General features: G+C 35.3%; 12 protein-coding genes. 6 read left to right on the top strand and 6 right to left on the bottom strand.

The genetic code is table 11. The annotated features are described in order from the left end of the window. Positions 1-72: 72 nt before the first annotated feature. Complete coding sequence (locus GOQ17_RS04510; protein ID WP_159635402.1) at positions 73-909, bottom strand: mechanosensitive ion channel family protein; 837 nt, start codon at positions 907-909, stop codon at positions 73-75. 85 nt (positions 910-994) lie between these two features. On the opposite strand from GOQ17_RS04510, the gene GOQ17_RS04505 reads away from it, so the two are divergent. From GOQ17_RS04505 to asnA, 3 genes are all read left to right on the top strand, one after another. Then, on the top strand, positions 995-2,164 hold the full coding sequence (locus GOQ17_RS04505) for a cysteine desulfurase family protein (protein ID WP_159635399.1): 1,170 nt from the start codon (positions 995-997) through the stop codon (positions 2,162-2,164). Positions 2,165-2,248: 84 nt separating this feature from the next. Next, positions 2,249-2,575, top strand: coding sequence for a HesB/IscA family protein (locus tag GOQ17_RS04500; RefSeq protein WP_159635396.1), 327 nt, complete (start codon positions 2,249-2,251; stop codon positions 2,573-2,575). A 155-nt stretch (positions 2,576-2,730) separates the two neighbouring features. Further along, positions 2,731-3,735 (top strand): aspartate--ammonia ligase, encoded by a 1,005-nt coding sequence (asnA, locus tag GOQ17_RS04495; protein ID WP_159635393.1) that lies wholly within the window; start codon positions 2,731-2,733, stop codon positions 3,733-3,735. 29 nt (positions 3,736-3,764) lie between these two features. Here the strand turns inward: asnA and GOQ17_RS04490 are convergent, their stop codons facing one another. The 4 genes from GOQ17_RS04490 to GOQ17_RS04475 form a co-directional block, all read right to left on the bottom strand. Then, complete coding sequence (locus GOQ17_RS04490; protein ID WP_159635390.1) at positions 3,765-5,273, bottom strand: bifunctional GNAT family N-acetyltransferase/carbon-nitrogen hydrolase family protein; 1,509 nt, start codon at positions 5,271-5,273, stop codon at positions 3,765-3,767. Between the two features lie 124 nt (positions 5,274-5,397). Next, a complete protein-coding gene (locus tag GOQ17_RS04485; RefSeq protein WP_159635387.1) occupies positions 5,398-7,878 on the bottom strand; it encodes a glutaminase family protein in 2,481 nt (826 codons plus the stop codon). A gap of 28 nt (positions 7,879-7,906) precedes the next feature. Next, a complete protein-coding gene (locus tag GOQ17_RS04480; protein ID WP_159635384.1) occupies positions 7,907-9,739 on the bottom strand; it encodes a glycoside hydrolase family 2 protein in 1,833 nt (610 codons plus the stop codon). 24 nt (positions 9,740-9,763) lie between these two features. After that, positions 9,764-11,809 carry a beta-L-arabinofuranosidase domain-containing protein gene (locus tag GOQ17_RS04475; RefSeq protein ID WP_159635381.1) on the bottom strand — a complete coding sequence of 682 codons (2,046 nt, stop codon included), beginning with the start codon at positions 11,807-11,809 and terminating at the stop codon, positions 9,764-9,766. Positions 11,810-12,032: 223 nt separating this feature from the next. On the opposite strand from GOQ17_RS04475, the gene GOQ17_RS04470 reads away from it, so the two are divergent. Next, entirely contained in the window at positions 12,033-15,188 is a 3,156-nt protein-coding gene (locus GOQ17_RS04470) for a ligand-binding sensor domain-containing protein (protein WP_236537053.1), read from the top strand. Further along, on the top strand, positions 15,178-15,963 hold the full coding sequence (locus tag GOQ17_RS04465; protein WP_236537052.1) for a response regulator transcription factor: 786 nt from the start codon (positions 15,178-15,180) through the stop codon (positions 15,961-15,963). Before GOQ17_RS04470 ends, GOQ17_RS04465 begins: the two co-directional genes overlap by 11 nt. 15 nt (positions 15,964-15,978) lie before the next feature. On the opposite strand, the gene GOQ17_RS04460 is transcribed toward GOQ17_RS04465, so the two are convergent. Continuing rightward, positions 15,979-17,415: a glycoside hydrolase family 76 protein gene (locus GOQ17_RS04460; protein ID WP_201288527.1), complete on the bottom strand. Its 1,437-nt coding sequence runs from the start codon at positions 17,413-17,415 to the stop codon at positions 15,979-15,981. A 370-nt stretch (positions 17,416-17,785) separates the two neighbouring features. Here GOQ17_RS04460 and GOQ17_RS04455 point away from each other — a divergent pair, with 370 nt between their 5' ends. Next, positions 17,786-19,231 (top strand): IPT/TIG domain-containing protein, encoded by a 1,446-nt coding sequence (locus tag GOQ17_RS04455; RefSeq protein WP_159635372.1) that lies wholly within the window; start codon positions 17,786-17,788, stop codon positions 19,229-19,231. The last annotated feature ends 12 nt before the right edge of the window (positions 19,232-19,243 follow it).

The raw sequence follows: 19,243 nt of genomic DNA, 5'->3' as shown, positions 1-19,243 counted from the left end.
CCCTTCAAAATTGACTAAATTTCAACAAGCCATTATTGCCTATCGTTATTATGTGCTGACAAATTCACTCGATTAATTTTCTAGGTCTCTCGGTGCATTTTTAATAAGCATTTCTGTTTGTGGAAAGGGTATTGATATTCCTTTTTCATCAAAAGCTAACTTAATTTTTTCTTGAAGACTATTGTTCGTATCCCAAAATTGATCAGGAGTTATCCACCCACGGACTGTAAGATTTACAGAGCTATCACCTAATGAACCTACAAATACCGTTGGCTCAGGAGATTTCAAAATAAATTCTTCGGAATGTAAGATATTAAGAATAACTTCTTTTGCTACCTTAATATTATCATCATATCCTATACCTACTACAATATCAAATCGCCTAGCTGTAATTTTAGTAAAGTTTTTTATAACGGAATTGGCCAATGTACCATTAGGACTAAAAATTTTGATACCATTTGCATCTTTAAGTGTAGTATAAAGCAAATCAATCTTTTCTACAGTCCCACTTGATCCATTTTGACTATCTATATAGTCACCTACTTCAAATGGGCGAAATAAAAGTATCAACACGCCACCGGCAAAATTCGATAAACTACCTTGCAGAGCCAAACCAACAGCCAAACCGAAGGCCGATAATGCTGCTATAAATGAAGTTGTTTGAATTCCTAATGTACTTGCTACTGTTAAAATAAGCAAAGCATAAAGTACAAATTTCAATAAACTTGATACAAAGCCTCTAATGGAAATATCAATATTTCGTTTTTCAAATCTAGAATTTATAATGCGTAACAATAACTTAACAGCATATCGCCCTATAAATAATATTAATATTGCAGCTACTACGTCCGGTATTTTTAATACCAAAATGTCGATTAATCTTTCAATTCTTCCTTCAAAGTTTTCCATATGTTGTGAATTATTTATTTACAATATCTATAAAATATCCAAATATTCAAATGGTAAATCTATAGTTTTTAGATAACTTTAGCCTATGATTTACTTGGATAATAATGCTACTACTAGAATTGATGATGATGTTTTCAATGCCATGCTCCCCTTTCTTCGAGAAGAATATGGCAATGCCTCTAGTCTGCAACATAAGATGGGTAGAACTGCACATCAAGCCATTGAAAAATCAAGACAAAGTATTGCAAATTTAATCGGTGCTAATCCAAAAGAAATTTTCTTCACATCTGGAGCTACAGAGGCTATTAATAGCGTCCTTCGAGGGGTATTTGCACGTTATCAAGCCATAGGTAAACATATTATAACTACTAAAACTGAACATAAGGCTGTTCTTACTACGCTAGAAATTTTGGAGAAGCAAGGTGCAGAGATTTCCTTTTTACCTATTGACCAAAATGGTAATATTAATTTAGATGATTTAGAAAAATCAGTACGAGCGGATACTATCCTAATTTGTCTCATGCATGCTAATAACGAGACAGGAGTCGTTCTTCCGTTGGAAGCCATCGCAGAAATAGCCAATAAAAATAATGTTTTGTTTTTTAGCGATACCACACAGGCAATTGGAAAATTATCCACCAACTATGAAACGTCAGGCGTGGATATTTGTTGTTTTAGCGCGCACAAATTACATGGCCCAAAAGGAATCGGAGGAATCTATATTCGCCGCAAATCCCGACCAATACAAATAGAACCTCTCATAACTGGTGGAAAACAAGAAAATGGATTTAGAGGTGGAACTTACGATACTGCATCAATTGTAGGTATGGGCGAAGCTTTTGAAACAGCTGTGTTGAAACCATCAACAAAATTAGCAGAACTTCGAAATTATTTTGAAGAGAGAATAATCGACGAAATTGAAGATACGGCCATTCATGCAAGACAAGCTATTCGTCTAAATAATACAAGCAACATAGTTTTTAAACACGTGAAAAGTGCTGAGCTAATGCCCAAATTAACCAATATAGCTATGTCTTCAGGTTCTGCCTGTGTCTCGGGTGATCGAGATCCATCGCATGTATTGACCGCTATGGGTATTTCAGCAGAAGACGCACTTTGTAGCATTCGTTTTTCACTTTCAAAGTATACAACGAAACAAGAATTAGACATCGCCATTATGGAAATTAAATCTGCTGTTGCAAAAATCAGAAGTGAATCCCCTATTTGGCAACTGTATAAATCCAATCTACTTTAATATTTTGACAAAATTCATACTTTTTGTAGTTGTACGTTGCAATTTATTTACGAACTTTGTCCTAATCTTAAAAGATTAACAATTATGGTAACGGTAACAGAGAAAGCGAAAGAGCGAATTCAAAAAATATTGACAGATGAAAACTACGACGAAACCTATTTCGTACGTGTAGCTGTTGTCAGTGGTGGTTGTTCAGGTCTTTCTTATGATCTAAAGTTTGACAACGAAGAAAAAAAAGGCGATCAATTTTTTGAAGACAATGGTGTAAAAATCTGTTTAGATATCAAATCATACTTATATCTTGCAGGAACAGAATTAGATTATTCTGATGGCTTAAATGGTAAGGGTTTTGAATTTCACAATCCAAATGCCTCTAGAACTTGTGCATGTGGCGAAAGTTTCTCCGTTTAAGCAGTTGTCAAATTTAAAATACAAAAGAGCTGCACATGCAGCTCTTTCTTTTTATAATATTATTAAAAATCATAATTATATGTTATTATTTTGATTAAAATGCGTACATTTCGTTACATTTATCACAGAATAATAACCAGTTATATATACAATTAATGGGCAGAGAATTACTTAAAAGAGAACAAGCTATTACGTTTGTTAAGGATACTTTTTCGACATATTTAAAACAAGCACTTAATTTAATACCTATTTCCTCACCTCTGATCGTTTTAGACGGAACAGGAATTAATGATGATCTTAATGGCATAGAAAGACCAGTTTCATTTCCTATCAAATCATTGAATGAACAACGCGCTGTTGTTGTACATTCTCTTGCAAAATGGAAACGCGTACGCTTAAAAGAACTTGAGCTTGAAGCAGGAGAAGGTATTATTACCGATATGCGTGCATTACGCCCAGATGAGGATTACTCTCCTATTCATTCGATTTATGTAGATCAATGGGATTGGGAAAAAGTAATTCTTCCTGAAAACAGAAATTTAGCCTTTTTGAAACAAACTGTTAGTGCCATATATAGTGCAATGGTTCAAACAGAAAAACAAGTCGAGACTAAATACACACATCTTAAAGCTATTCTTCCAGAACAAATTACATTTATTTCATCGGAAGAATTATTGAAAAGATACCCTGATTTTACACCGAAGGAAAGAGAAAATGCTATCGCAAAAGAATGTGGTGCTGTATTTTTGTATGGCATAGGTGCTGTATTATCAAATGGTTTCGCTCACGATGGCAGAGCGGCAGACTACGATGATTGGAGCACCGAAAATGAAGATGGCTATCAAGGTCTTAATGGTGATATATTAATTTGGAATCCAATTCTGAACAGTGCCTTTGAATTGTCTTCGATGGGAATTCGCGTCAATAAGGAAGCGTTACAAAGACAATTAGAAATAAGGAACTGTACAGATAGAGCAGAATTGGCTTTCCACCAAATGTTGTTGAATAATCAATTAACAGAATCCATTGGTGGTGGAATTGGTCAATCACGTGTATGTATGTTTATGTTAAAATTATCGCACATTGGCGAAGTCCAAGTGAGTATTTGGGATGACCATAAAAAGCAAATTTTAGCAGAAGAAAATATAAATTTATTATGACAAGAAAGAGCTGGAAATCCAGCTCTTTCTTATTTCAATAAATTCACTTCATACAAATCTTTCCTTCTATCTTTTAAAATCTTCACAGTACCATATTCATGCAAATCACGTAAAGCGTACAAATCTACATCCGCAATCAATACCATTTCAGTATTAGGCGTTGCTTCAGCCTTTATAGCGTTGTTAGGAAATGCAAAATCTGAAGGAGTGAACACTGCAGACTGTGAATATTGAATATCCATATTATTAACACGAGGCAAGTTACCCACCGATCCAGCAATAGCTACATAACATTCATTCTCAATCGCACGCGCTTGCGCACAATGACGAACGCGAATATATCCATTTTGGGTATCAGTCATAAATGGCACAAAAAGAATTTGCATACCTTGGTCTGCCAATATTCGGCTTAGTTCTGGGAATTCTACATCGTAACAAATTAACAAACCGATTTTACCACAGTCCGTATCAAAGACTTTTACCTCACTCCCTCCTACCATACCGTAGTATTTAAATTCATTTGGAGTGATATGAACTTTGCGATATTGATCGGTGTGTCCATTACGGTGACATAAATAACTTACGTTGTACAATTTTCCTCTCTCGTATAATGGCATAGAACCTGCAATAATATTTACATTGTAAGAGACTGCAAATTGCGTGATTTTCTGCTTAATTTCTTTCGTATGCTCCGCCAATTTCTCCATCGCCATTCGCTCTGGTAAATCATTGAATGGACTCATCAATGGAGTATTAAAGAATTCGGGAAACATAATAAAATCCGTTCCGTAATCAGAAACTGTATCTACGAAAAATTCGATTTGATCATAAAATTCTTGTAAATCTTTAAATGAACGCATTTGCCACTGTACTAATCCCAATCGAATGGCTTGTTTGGAAGCAGAATTTGATCTTGCATCGGGTTCATAATAAATATTATTCCACTCAAGCAATGCCGCGAATTCCATAGATTCAGAATCCTCTGGCAAGTAGTTTTTTAGAATTTTTTTTACATGAAAATCATTTGAAAGTTGGAATGTTAATGTAGGATCGTAGATCTCCTTGCGTTTGACTTTCTCAATATAAACACGAGGACTCATTTCGTCAGCAAAATTGAAATAATTTGGAATGCGTCCGCCTGCTACAATACTCTTGAGGTTCAACTGTTCACACAACTCTTTACGAGAATCGTATAGACGACGCCCTAATCGTAATGAACGATATTCGGGGTGAACAAAAACTTCTATTCCGTACAGTGTATCTCCGTCATAATCGTGTTTAGAAAATTTACCGTCATCAATTATTTCGTAATAAGTATCGTAAATATTATTTTTCTTCGAATTCAAGATAATTGATAGTGCACAAGCTACTACATGACCATTCACTTCTACACAAAGCTGTCCTTCAGGAAATACGTCAATCAAATCCACAATATTTTCACGTGTCCACACATCTCCCACTCCTTGATAGGCTTCAGTCATTGATTTTTTCAAATCCGAATAATCCTTCTTCGAAAGCAACCTAACTTTTATATCCATAAAATCTCATTTTAAGTCTATTAAATATAAGCAAATCCGATACCATAAACTATTAGCAAAATTTTTCACAAAAAAACCTCATCAAGAAGAACTGATGAGGTTTACATTGTAATTACTAACTAACTTATTTTATACTATTAATTTTCTCTTCTAGCATTTTGATAAAATACCCTCCAACCACGGATCTCGCCTTAAAGCCCGAGCGTGTTGGTTTATCGGTATATACCCAATCCGACATTGGTACTCGATCAGTAGTTTCATGCATAAACTTGTACATTGGGCTAATAAACTTTTGAAATGTTGACTTATCATCTGCTAAAGTCGCTGACCACATGATCCAATCTGTCTTAGTATAGGTTCTACGATTATCTAATGGTAAACCATAATGATTTTGCTTAGTAAGATAATAAGCTATTTCTGTTTTGAAAATAGACTTATCGAATATATTCATGTCTAGCAGTTTATCCCATATCAAATTATATTTTTGACTCCACGTACCAGATTTATCAAAAGTCAACTTATAATGATCACCATCAGCAGCCATTTCTTTCCATTGTGATGCCATATCCTTAGCAATCGCTATATATTTTTTAGCTACATCGGTTTTACCTAACATCTCTGCTAAGTAACCGTATGATCCGATTGCTACAATTGCTTTCACAGAAAGATTTGCATTATGCGCAAAGTGCCCTGCAAAATCGTCTGTACACAATTGGTTATCTGGATCAAGACCATGCTCTACAAGGTAATTGGTCCAGGTCGTAAGTACATCCCAATGTTTCAAAGCATAATCAGCATTATTTTCCATTCTGGCTATTGCATAAGTCAGGATAAGCATATTTCCTGATTCTTCAACAGGCATATCGCCTCCATATGTCTGACCATTTCCAATAGGATAAGTTCCGATGTCATGTGCAGCAAATGGCTTGATCCAACGCTTACTTTCGCTATAATAGAATATATGATTTAGCAGACCTTTTGCCAATTCAGGATTGTAATACAAGAATAATGGTGCAGAAGGATATGTAACATCAACTGTCCCCATAGAACCATTACTGTCATTTTCTTTAGAAAGCCATAACAAATCACCATTTGGAGCTTGAACAAGTTTGTGAGCTGCTATAGATTGTCTATATGCAAGTGCTGTCAATGCTGCATATTCCGCACCTCCAGTACGCGTCGCTGTATTCCATAATTCCGCGTCGAAATTATCACAGGCAGTCTTTAGTTTTACAAACTCCCTATCTGCTAACTCAAATTGTTTTTCTATACTACTATTATCACTTCTATTCCAATATGGACGTAGATTTTTACCAAAATATTGTATAGAATAAATATCATCATAGCCAATCATTACTTTATCAGCATGAGTCCCAGATACTACAAAATTTTGTGTAAGCACTAGTTGATTTCCATTTTGTGCAGATTGGATAGTATTTCCCTTCAAAAATTGTTCTCGCAATTTAGGCCCATTACCAAGAGCTGATTTTGATTTTTCAGCATCAGCTGCCATATAGAAATATCCCCAATCTATTCGAATATGATCTCCTTTTTTTCCTAATACTTCTTGACTTTTGCTTCCAGTCTTTACGTATTGTAAGTTTCCAGTTTTGTATTGCATACTCACAGATTCTTGCAAAGGAGAATCAACTGCCCAATTTGATGATGCTTCCCAATAAATTTGCACCTCATGCTTCTTACCATCACGTGATTTCACTTTATAGCTGATATAATTTACAGGTCTTGATACCAAATCCAAATCAGTCAAAAGTAATGGGGCTATAAATGAGATATTCAAATCTATAGGTCCACACTCGAATTGATAGTGAGTTTGTGTAGCTTGTACATCGACAGACTTCTGAATGGCTGATTTTGCAAATGAAATAGTGTTTTTTCTCTCGGTAAACATTCCGAAATCAAAATATCCATTAGCAACTCTATTGTAACAGTATCCTGCAATAATATTTTTCCCCTTTTTTAAGGTCTTCACAACCTCTTCCGATAGTTTCATTCTACGGTTTTTGCCTGTTGCTTGCCCTGTATTAGCCACTTCAATACCATTCACAAACATCATAGCATCGTCGTCATGTGTAAATTCTATATACACTGGTTTTCCCACCAAATCTTCCTTCAAAATAACCTCACGTCGAACCCAAATTTTCGGTTCTTGCCAATCAGTTTTTGAATTAGGCTCTGAGTCTAAAGTACCATAAGGCGCAGAACCAGTTTTCCAATTTGAATCGGAGAAATTTATTTGGGTCCAATCTTTGGATGGCTCTTGAACCGTGTACTTTGCAGACCAAGATTCGTGTTCAGCCATTTTGGCTATGGGTTCCAATTCAATCTCCTCTTTTCCTAAAAAGCGATAAGCAATACCATCTACTTTGATTACTCCCAAGAGAGGAAAAGGTTTGTCTGTCCAATGCCTTACCGCATCATCATACAGGTTGTCTGAGTATGACCATGCGCTGGTGTTCGGATCAATTGTGATTAGGGGAAATGCAGGGGCACGCAAGTCATTCTTAACCCGTGATGGCTGTGCTACCAAATTAGTAACACAACATATCAATAAGGCTAAAAAGATAATATTACTTCTGAAATTCATAGTTTAGAAATTTAGCTAAATAATAGAATTAATGCGCGTACAATTTACGGTGCACTTTATCCAATTCTGCTTCAGATATTTTAATTACTTTACGGTCATAGGTCATCAGTCCGTTTGTCTCGACTTCGACATCGGTAGTCTGCGTATAGACAGCGGCAGATAACCCAAGAGGTATAAGTTTATCTAACTTATTGACCAAATCTTTATATCTATTAAAAAGCTCTTCTTTGTTTTTGAAGCTTTGGTAACCCCAATTATCTTTTTGCTGCCAAGTATGGCCATCTACAGGTAATCCTAAACCACCAAATTCTCCTAAAGCCAATATAAATTGTGAGCCGAAAACATCTGGATCTGGACTGGCTGCATCAGGATAATTATGAATGTCTAAGATATGTCCTGTATACATAAAGTTACCACCACTCGCACTATTAATCAATCGAGAATCATCAAATGCCATGGTCCATTCGGCAATTTCCTTTGTCTTGAACTGTCCCCATGCTTCATTGAATGGTACCCATACAACTATACTAGGATAATTATGCAGTGTCTCCATAATGGTTTTCCATTCTTTACGAAAATAAGCTTCTGATTCAGCCGAACGATTTTTATCTCTTAGATCCCCCGAAATTTTACCTGGCTGCATATCCCAACTATTTCCTCCCAAATCACCGCTAGGCATATCCTGCCATACGAGCATACCTATACTATCACAATGGCGATACCAACGTGCGGGCTCTACTTTGATATGCTTACGAATCATATTGAAACCCATTTCTTTGGTTTTGATGACATCAAATTTGAGGGCTTCATCCGAAGGTGCTGTATGCAATCCATCAGGCCACCAACCTTGATCCAATGGGCCATATTGAAACACAAATTTATTATTCAACATCATACGTTGAATACCATTTTTGTCCTTTTCCATCGAAATCTTACGCATTGCAAAATAACTTTTTGCTTTGTCAATTACTTTTCCATTTCGAATTAACTGTACATCCAAATCATATAATTTTGGATTTGACGGTGACCACGCTTCTAGATTTGGAACGTGGATATCCATTGTCGTATTTACATCCAGTATTTGGGCTTTAATCTGTTTATTGCCATCCATCACTGCAACTTTTATCTGATCTCCGCTTTGGCTTCCTTCTACATTTGCTTCGAAAGTCAATTTTCCTGAATCAAATTGTGGGGTTTGTTTGGTATTCGCAATATAAGTTTTCGGCACACTTTCTACCCATACCGTTTGCCAAATTCCTGTGACAGGTGTATACCAAATGCCATGAGGATTTTTGATTTGTTTACCACGTGGCTGTGGTCCATCATCAGTAGGGTCCCATACTCGAATGACAATATCTTGCTTCGCTCCTTTTTTAACAAATTTGGTAATGTCCATAGAGAAAGAATTAAAACCTCCTTCATGTCTTCCTACTAAACTATTATTTACATATACATCACATTGCCAATCTACTGCTCCAAAATGCAAGAGAATATTATCCTTATTTACATTTTTATCAAGCGTTATTGTTCTTTGATACCACAATGCTTTATCTTTTCCTACTTCTTTGCCTACACCCGACAATGCAGACTCAACAGCAAAAGGCACCAATATTTGACCTTCCCATGTTTGAGGAAAGTCCTTGCGATCCGCTGCTGTAATAGCATAATTCCACAATCCATTAAGGTTTTGCCAATTATTCTCACGCACCAACATAGGACGTGGATATTCTGGATGAGGCTGTTGTGGGGTAACTTTTTCTCCCCAAGGAGTTAAAATTTTAGTACCTGCTGGTTTCCATTCTTGGGCAAAATTAAGCTGACTTGCCAGCATAAGACATGCTACAAAAATCTTTCTTTTCATCAAATAAATGTTATTTAGTTTATATTATTTTACAACCGGAAACGCTGAAATACGCAATCGAGCCGCTCCCATTGGGATCAGTTCTACCACTTGTTCTTGGGTATCAACAACTAATGGACTCAAAGGTAATACACCTGTCAATCCATGTCGATCGACCAACCATTCTTTGAGCTGTTTAGCTTTTATGGTGATTGAAATTGGTACTGCATTGGCTTCAAATGGGAATGAATCTTTCGGCCATTCTCTTTTTATGACTTTCAAATTTTCTGGACGCTCTAGTTCACTTTTCACGATTCCAAAATTCCAATCGCTCGCTGGTAAAATCTCATACGATGGCCATTTAGACGGATCAGCATTTTCTTGCCATTTTGAATCCCCAATAGCTGATGCTTTACTGTCCTTTTGAACATATTCTTCTTTTATTTTTAAGGAATACGTCAATGGACCACGCATGATACTTACCGCATTCTTATTTTCTTCCCAAGTTTTCACCTTGATGGTCATAGGCAGAATAAGTTCGATTTTATCTCCATTATTCCATTGGCGATCTATTTTGAAATATTTAGCTCCATGTGCAACACTATATTTTTTTCCGTTGACTTTTACTTCTGCTTGATTCGCCCAATCTGGTATCCGTAAGTAAAATGGAAAAGCAATGTTTTTTTGCTTCGTATTTACTGTAAAAGCAATAGATTCTTCGAATGGATAATTAGAACTTTGTTGGATGCTAACTTCTCCTTTATTCCCTACTTTCACATCGGCTGTAGAAGCTGCAAACAATACAGCAGCCACACCATTATCATTCGTTGCCATATATAAATGCTCTGCATAGTATGGCCAACCTTGACTATGATTATGTTGACAACATCTAGAACTAAAGGGATTCATCATCAAAAAAGGTCCACTATTCTCTATACCTGGCGAATGGTTGTGACTGTCGCTAATTGTCATATTTGGACTTGTGATATAGCGTAAAGCTTTAAAATCGGCCGTAACCGCTGCTGGGTAGGTATTGAATGCTACCTCCTCGGCATGATCCGCCCAAAAAGGATCGCCTGTGATTCCTAACAAAATTTCATTAGAAGCCATTTGTTCGACCATACCACAGGTTTCTACGCCTTGACGAGGATCCGTAAAGCCCGGACGCGCATTTTCATCTGCACCAAACATACCTCCTGGTACTTGTCCAAAGACCTCTCTCACATAATGAAAATTATCATAAGTAGCTTTTAAATGTCTAACATCATGAGTCTTCAAATAATAGGTCGCTGGCTCTCGAAAACATTGTGCTACATTTACATTATGCCAATTTGGTAGATCGCGATTTTTTGTCCAATCTGCAGTATTTCGATGAATTTTATCAGCCAATTCTAATAACCATTCGTTGCCCTCGGTACGATTATAAAGCCAATAGATAGACAATAAATTATCTCCTCCACGACTATTTTCCCAATAATCTTCTAACAAGAAACTATCGGGAAGTTTGTGTTGCCATTTAAAATAATTCGTCATTAATGTTAGCACACGTTGATCTCCACTGTACTCGTAATAAGACTGCAAACACCAAAGCATGATCATATTGCCCCATAAGTCAGGTTTATTATGTCTCAATATCAATGGACCAAAATATCCATCAGGACGTTGGCTTTGAATTGCTGCCTCTAACCAAATTTTGGATTCTTCAATGATTTTTGGATCGTTCAATATATAGCCCAAATGTGCGTATCCTTTTAACCAATAAGGCACTTCTTCCCAACCATGGTCTCCCGATCCATCTTTACTCAACCAAGCATTATTCTTTTTCGATAACCATGCACTTATTTCGCCCAAATTACCTGTCAAACCATCCTTCTGCAATTCCAAATATCGTCCTAACCACCCCGAAGGACGAATATTACGAACTGGTAACTTGATTAATACATTTTGTTTTAGTGGTAATCTGTTGTTAATATAATGTTTATTCCTAGAGCCAATAGGCAACTCTTGGATACTCGTAATTGATTCTTGCTGCGCAAAAAGTACGCTACTATTTAAGCTTAATACTAAAGCTATGAATAAAGACTTTTTCATGGTGCAGATAGGATTATAATTGTGTATAATTGATTACTCAAATATAAAGGGGGAATCTTTAAAGCGATCTTCATATTATCTCAAAATAATACCGATTTGTATCATTCCTTTTCCAAACAGTCTTAAAGTGACATTTATCATTACTATATTCATATAATTTTGATTATATAGATTATATATTTGGTCAATTAATTATAAACAACCAAATAAACCAAGAATGATAATGTATAAAATAGGACTATGGCTATTAATTCTATTTTCACTCATATTGCCCAAACAGCAGTATGCACAGCCTTATTACTTTAATCATTACCAAATAACCGATGGTCTTTCTAACAACACTGTTATCTGCAGTATGCAGGACAGTTATGGTTTTTTGTGGTTTGGAACAAAAGATGGACTGGATAGATTTGATGGCAATAATTTCAAACACTTTGATATTCGAAATCAGGTGCTTAATACGGTTGCGAATAACATAATTTCCCTAATAGAAGATAATCAAAAACAAATATGGATAGGTACTGACCAAGGTATATATATTTATAATCCATTATATGAAACTTTCTCCTTGTTGGATGAAGAATTTGCTTATGCTGATATACCTGTTATCAAAAAAGATTCTAAAAATAATATGTGGTTTATCGCTAATCAGAGTCTTTATTTTTACGATTATACAAAAAAAAGAACAACCAAGATAAATGCAGACCAAAACAACATATCTGCTATATTGTGTACAGATGACGATAAATTATATTATGGAACCTTCACCGGCAAAATTTGTCAGTTAGAGCAATTTCGATCCAAAACAATTATTAACCTTGAGCGTACATATGGTCCTAAAGATTGGTTTGCCATTCAAAAGATTATTGAAAATGAACGAGGAAATTTAATTTTTGGAACTTCCAAAGCAGGTGTTGGATCTATTTCAAAAGATGAGACTTCAGTTAAGTGGTTGTTAGGACTCGATCACTTGAAGCAGTTTTTGTATGTACGCGATATTCTACAAATAAATGATCAAGAGTATTGGTTTGCAACAGAATCAGGACTTTTTATATACAATATTGAAAGCAAACAATACATTAACATCAAAAAAGCTGAAAATAATCCTTGGGGAATCTCTGATAACGCTATTTATAATATTTTAAAAGACAAAGATGGAGGCATTTGGCTGGGAACCTATTTCGGAGGCATAAATTACTACCATAAGAATAATAGTCTTATTGAGAAGTTCATGTCAAAAACGCAAGGAGGGAAATTATTAGGCACTGTTGTACGGGTTATCAACAAAGATAAAAATGGGATGATCTGGTTAGGCACAGAAAATGGTGGATTGAGCAAACTCCATCCTACTTCTGGCAAAATAGAAAATTTTAGTGTAGAAACTGTAGGTCTTTCCGATAACAATACACATGGATTGTTGACACATGATGACAACATTATCCTTGGGACATTTGTATATGGCATGGATATCTTCAATTCTACGTCAAAAAAAGTTATATATCACGCTGAATATGATGGCAATTCTTCTTCTTCACTAAAAAGTAACTTCTTGTATGATATCAAAAAAAGTAGGTCTGGAGAAATTTTACTAGCTACTACCCGAGGACATTATTCCTTTGATATAACAAATAAATCCTTTCATCCTATACATCATGTACCATTTAGAATGTCCTATACAACACTATTTGAAGATAGAAATGGCTATGTGTGGTTGGGCACATGGAGAAGTGGATTATATATGTACCATCCCACCAAAAATATCCAAAAACATTTTTCTCATAATTCAGATGATTCCAATTCATTACCTAATAATAAGATTAATTTTATTTTTGAAGATTCCAAAGGGCACATTTGGATAGCAACAGAAGGCGGATTAAGCAAGCTTATAAATAAAAATGGCGAATTTGAATTTATTAAACCTAATATTTCTCTACCTAGTAAAATTGTATTTGCCATATTAGAGGACCAGAGTAATAACCTATGGATTACAACGTCCAAAGGTTTAACAAGATATAATCCTGCGACAAATAGTACCCGCTTATTTAATATGGAGTCTGGATTACCTTCGATTCAGTTTAACTATAACTCAGCTTTTGATGATGGAGAAGGGCATTTTTATTTCGGCACCATTAATGGCATGATTCGATTTGAACCAAAAAAACTTAATCAGATAAAGTATAATGCAAATACACCTATATATATAACCAAATTAACGGTCAATAATAAAGAGATAAATCAACATGACCCTGATTCTATATTGACGCAATCAATTCTTTTTACTGATGAGATCATCCTTAAATACGATCAATCTTCCTTTAGTTTAGATTTCACAGCATTATTATTCGATTCACCACATTCTATTAAATACAGTTATAAGTTAGACGGAGTAAATAAAGATTGGGTGACAACCAATGGTTCTACAAGTGCACATTTCACAAAACTATTGCCTGGAAATTATGATTTTATTGTCAAAGCCGAAGATCCCAATGGATTTGGATTTACTAGTGAACGTAAACTCAGAATTAAAATTTTGCCACCGATATGGGCCAGTATACCTGCTTTCATACTCTACTTTTCAATGCTAATTGGACTTATACTATTTGTTGCCTATCATTTTAATGAACGCATAAAACAGAAAAACAAGGAACATCTTTTGACGATACAAAATCTACGTGAACAGGAGCTTTACCAATCTAAGATTAACTTCTATACGGATGTTGTACATGAAATACGTACACCACTGACTCTAATTAAAGCCCCATTGGAAAAACTAGTGACTAAGATTCCTTACAATCCAATAACAGATAAATTGCTCCAAAATATTCAGAATAACACGGAACGACTTATCGCACTTAGCAACCAACTTTTAGATTTCAGAAAAGTAGAGACAAAAGGCTTTAAGTTTAATTTTGAACTAAAAAATATCAGCATCTCGACGCAAGCACTTATTGACAACTACAAGCTGACATTAGAAGCGCAGCAAAAAACATTAATAACTGACATAGATCCAAATATTTCCTGTTTTATAGATCTTGAAGCTTATGAAATCATTTGCAATAATTTACTAAATAATGCCTTGAAGTATTCTAAAAATATTGTTGTGGTGGAATTACATAGTGATACGGACAATAAAAACTTAATATTTACCGTAAAAAATGATGGCATAATTATTAAGGAGAAAGATCAAGAATTCATATTTGAACCGTTCAATAGGTTAACGCATAGCAAAAGTATCCCTGGTAGTGGACTTGGACTTTCACTCGCACAATCACTTGCTATCAAACTAAATGGTCAGATTAATTATAGTATAGATAAAGAAAATCTTAATACCTTTACTCTTCGACTACCTATCAACCAAAATTATGTATATGAATGCTAAAGCGAACTTATTACTCATAGATGATCACGCAGAACTACTCGAATTTATTGCGGATGACTTGATGGAGAATTATCATATCACGAAAGCTACCAATGGTATAGAGGCTTACGCGTTGTTTGAGCATGAAAATTTTGATCTGATAGTAAGCGATGTTATGATGCCGGATATGGATGGTTTTGAATTTTGCGAAAAGGTAAAGGCGAATATGAATCTAGCACATATACCAATCATTCTATTGACGGCCAAAAACACCATTGAATCCAAAATAAAAGGCTTAGAGTATGGTGCAGATGCCTACATAGAAAAACCTTTTTCCTTAGCCTTCTTAAGGGCGCAAATAGCAAGTTTGCTTAATAACCGCACACGTGTAAGAGAATTCTTTTTTAAAAATCCTACTTCGCAGATACAACAGATTGGGCAAAATCAAAGCGACAAAGAGTTTCTGATCAAAATAGAAGAGATTATTATTGAAAACATCGATAATCCACAGTTTAATGTAGATAAAATGGCTGATATTCTATGTATGAGCCGTCCTACATTATACCGTAAAATCAATATGGTTTCAAGTTTGTCTCCAAATGAACTTATCAATTTGACCAGATTACGTAGATCAGCGGAATTGCTGTCACAGGGCAATCTCAAAATTTATGAAATTTCGAATTTGTTAGGCTATAGCTCAGCTCAACATTTCTCAAGAAATTTTCAAAAACAATTTGGCATAAGTCCTAGCGAATTTCAGCACAAGCAAAATAACAAGGACATAACAAACAATTGATATGTCCTTGTAAATTTAGTTCTTAAGGTGTGTCAGATGATCACACAATGCCCATTGTGTCGCAAACGCGAACATAAACATTCCTTCCGTACTATTTTTTGAGTGATCTTTATTCCAACCCCCCAATAGATCTGAAGGTATTATACCCTCGTATGAGAAATTTGAATGAGCGTATTCAAGGTTCTTTTTAAATGGTTGGATATAGTCTAGAGCAGACTGATCTACACGAGCAAAATCCAAATAACCTCTCAAAAGCACTGTATTAAACCAATTGCTAAAGCCATCAAATGGAAATGATGCATAATGCTGTACCTGTGCATTAGGCTTTGCAAAATAGGAGAAGCTAGCTTTTGCTAAATTCTTAGCATCATCTATATAAACTTTATGCTTGGTGACACGATACAAATCTGCAGCGCCTGACAACATAGTTCCTGCATTATAAGTATATGCACGACCAGTAGGTTTTTGTAATATAGTGTGGGCTCTATATTTTACTCCATTTACTTCCTCATAAACAATTGAACAATCTGGACTACAATCGCCCATCATATCATCGTAAACACCTTTTGTATTTAACAGATTACGCTTTTGCCAATCATAGATTTTCTTGGCGAAATCCAAATAATATTCCTTTTTGGTTACTGATTTAGTTTTTCGTGTTTTCTGATCCTTTGGATCTATGTAACGGTATGTGATTTTGTCTTTTTTAGTTTTATAAATTTCATGTAACCATACCAAAGGACTTACCATAGGTCCATTACTGCAGGCATGTTTAGTTACATATCCAGGGCCCCAAGGAATACCACCATGCTCTTTCCCATTAGAATCACGAGTCGCATCCCAGCCATCTAAAACATAAGCAGTCAAATATTCTGCCTTTTCCAAGTATTTATCATTTTGAGTTAAATGATAAGAATCTAGCAATTCACGAACTAACCACATTTGATCGTCATAAACATTATAAATTCCTGTAACCCTAGCCTTCCCCTTTTCATTAACTCTATCCACAGCATACACACTCCAGGTATTCGTCTGCGTGAATGAGGTAAGCTCAAACGTCCCCAAGTAATAATCTGCATTATCATAGAGTTTTTCCAATAAACCTTCATACTTTGAGATAGCTTGTTGATCTTTCATTTTGGCATGTTTCAAAGATTTAAGAACAGAGTTAGCAGCCTCTATCGCTGCTGTATACATCCATACACTCGCCTTTTCATCCTTACGTTCCTTAGTAAAAGGATTATAGAAACGGTACATAGTAGAGTAATCGGGAGTAAAATAATACAGCATGGCATTCTCAATCAAGTCCATACTCCTTTTTAAATCATCGCTTTTTGGTTGTTTTGAATTAGTAGAAATAGAATGTGCTTCCAAACGTGTGAACAATACACTAAATAGAATTCCCACCATATAACAAGTATATGACAAACAACGCATATGAATTTTTCTCATCTCAGTTTATAATTAGTACTTAAGTTTATTAGGTATATGTTGCTTTATTCTGTTAGTAATATACGGCTGTTTGAAAGATATTAATTAATAAAGCTATTATAAAATATATGAGACAAATTGAATACTTAATGAGAAAAATTGACAGCCCAACATTTTCATTATAGCCTAACTTTGACTTAATCAATTATAATATTCGCATTCATATTAGTTTAATATTGTCTTAAAATTCTGTTCCAATTTTTCTAAGAAAAATTATAGCAGAGATCGATTAGTAGTAAATCATTTTAACTAAAACGATTTAACAAATGTCTTTAAGACAAATATTTACGACTTATATCAAGTGTAAAAATTTTAGCCAATTATAATGCTTATGAGAAACACACCTACCTTAAGCTTAACCCATTATCTCAACAATTTTCTCTGGATAATTCCAGTATTATTTGTAGGATTATGGTCATGTAAAACGGAAGAAAAAACAGCAGACTCCGCTTTACCTTTTAACCCCAATCAACCCGTTGTTGTTTCAGATTTTCAACCCAAAACTGGCGGTGCCGGGCAACGATTAGTAATCTATGGAAAAAATTTCGGAAACGATCCTTCCATCATTGATGTAGTCATCGGTGGTCAAAAGGCTATTGTTATCAGCGCTCAAGGAGAATCTATCTATTGCTTAGTCCCTACTCAAGCCTATGCAGGAGATATTGAAGTTCGTGTTGGAGATGAGCGATTGCCAATTGTTGGTAAGGCAAATGAAAAATTCGTCTATCAGCGCAAAATGATTGTTTCAACTGTCATCGGATATAGAAATGAAAGAGGAGATGAACCATGGAGAGATGGCAAATTCAAAGATCCGGATCAAAACAAAATGGCCAGTGGATTTTGGGAACCTTCGCACATGAAATTTGACCCAAAAAATCCAAAACATTTGTATGTGACATTTGACAATAATAATGGATTATACTTACTCAATTTTGAGGATAGTGTAGTTACTAAAATTAGATCCAATTTTAACAGACCTCGTAGTGTAGACTTCACAAAAGATGGGGATCATATTATTATTTCAGAAGACCGCGGAGGTGAAAATGATGGAGCAACTACGCTACTCTCTCGTGCTAGAAACTTCTTAGATACGGAAATATTAACACGCTATCGCCAATGTAATGGTGCTACTGTACATCCTGTCAATGGAGAAATGTATTTTAATAGCTACGAGAAAGGGCAATTTTTCAGGTTTGATATGGAAAAATATTTCTCACAAGGATTGGGACAAAAAGATTTCGAAACCTTATTCTTTGTACACGATCCACAATGGGAATACAAAATCTTTATACACCCTACAGGCAACTATGCTTATATAGTAGTCATAAACCAACATTATATATTACGTATTGATTACAACTGGGAAAAGAAACAATTTAATCAACCTTACTTGGTCTGTGGTCAACTGCGAAGCGCAGGATATACGGACGGAATTGGCGCTAGCGTAAGGCTAAATCAACCGTATCAAGGTGTATTCGTAAAAAATGAAGAATACGCTGCTGCTGGCAAATCCGATGAATACGATTTCTATTTCACAGACCAGATGAATCACGCTGTTCGAAAGCTAACACCAGACGGTATTGTATCTACCTTTGCTGGCCGTGGAAGTTCTAGTTTGAATGCTAATCCATGGGGATATGTAGACGGAGACTTAAGATTAGAAGCTCGCTTCGACAGACCTACAGGAATAGCGTATAGTGAGACAGAGAAAGCTTTCTATATAGGTGATCGTGCCAATAGAAGATTTAGAAAAATTGCTTTGGAAGGTGATAATTAGACTAACCAAATA

Origin of the sequence: Sphingobacterium composti, from assembly GCF_009829075.1 — a bacterium.
Taxonomy (GTDB): domain Bacteria; phylum Bacteroidota; class Bacteroidia; order Sphingobacteriales; family Sphingobacteriaceae; genus Sphingobacterium; species Sphingobacterium composti.
Note: the sequence above shows the minus strand (reverse complement) of the source record. Positions and strands in the feature narration are given on the sequence as shown.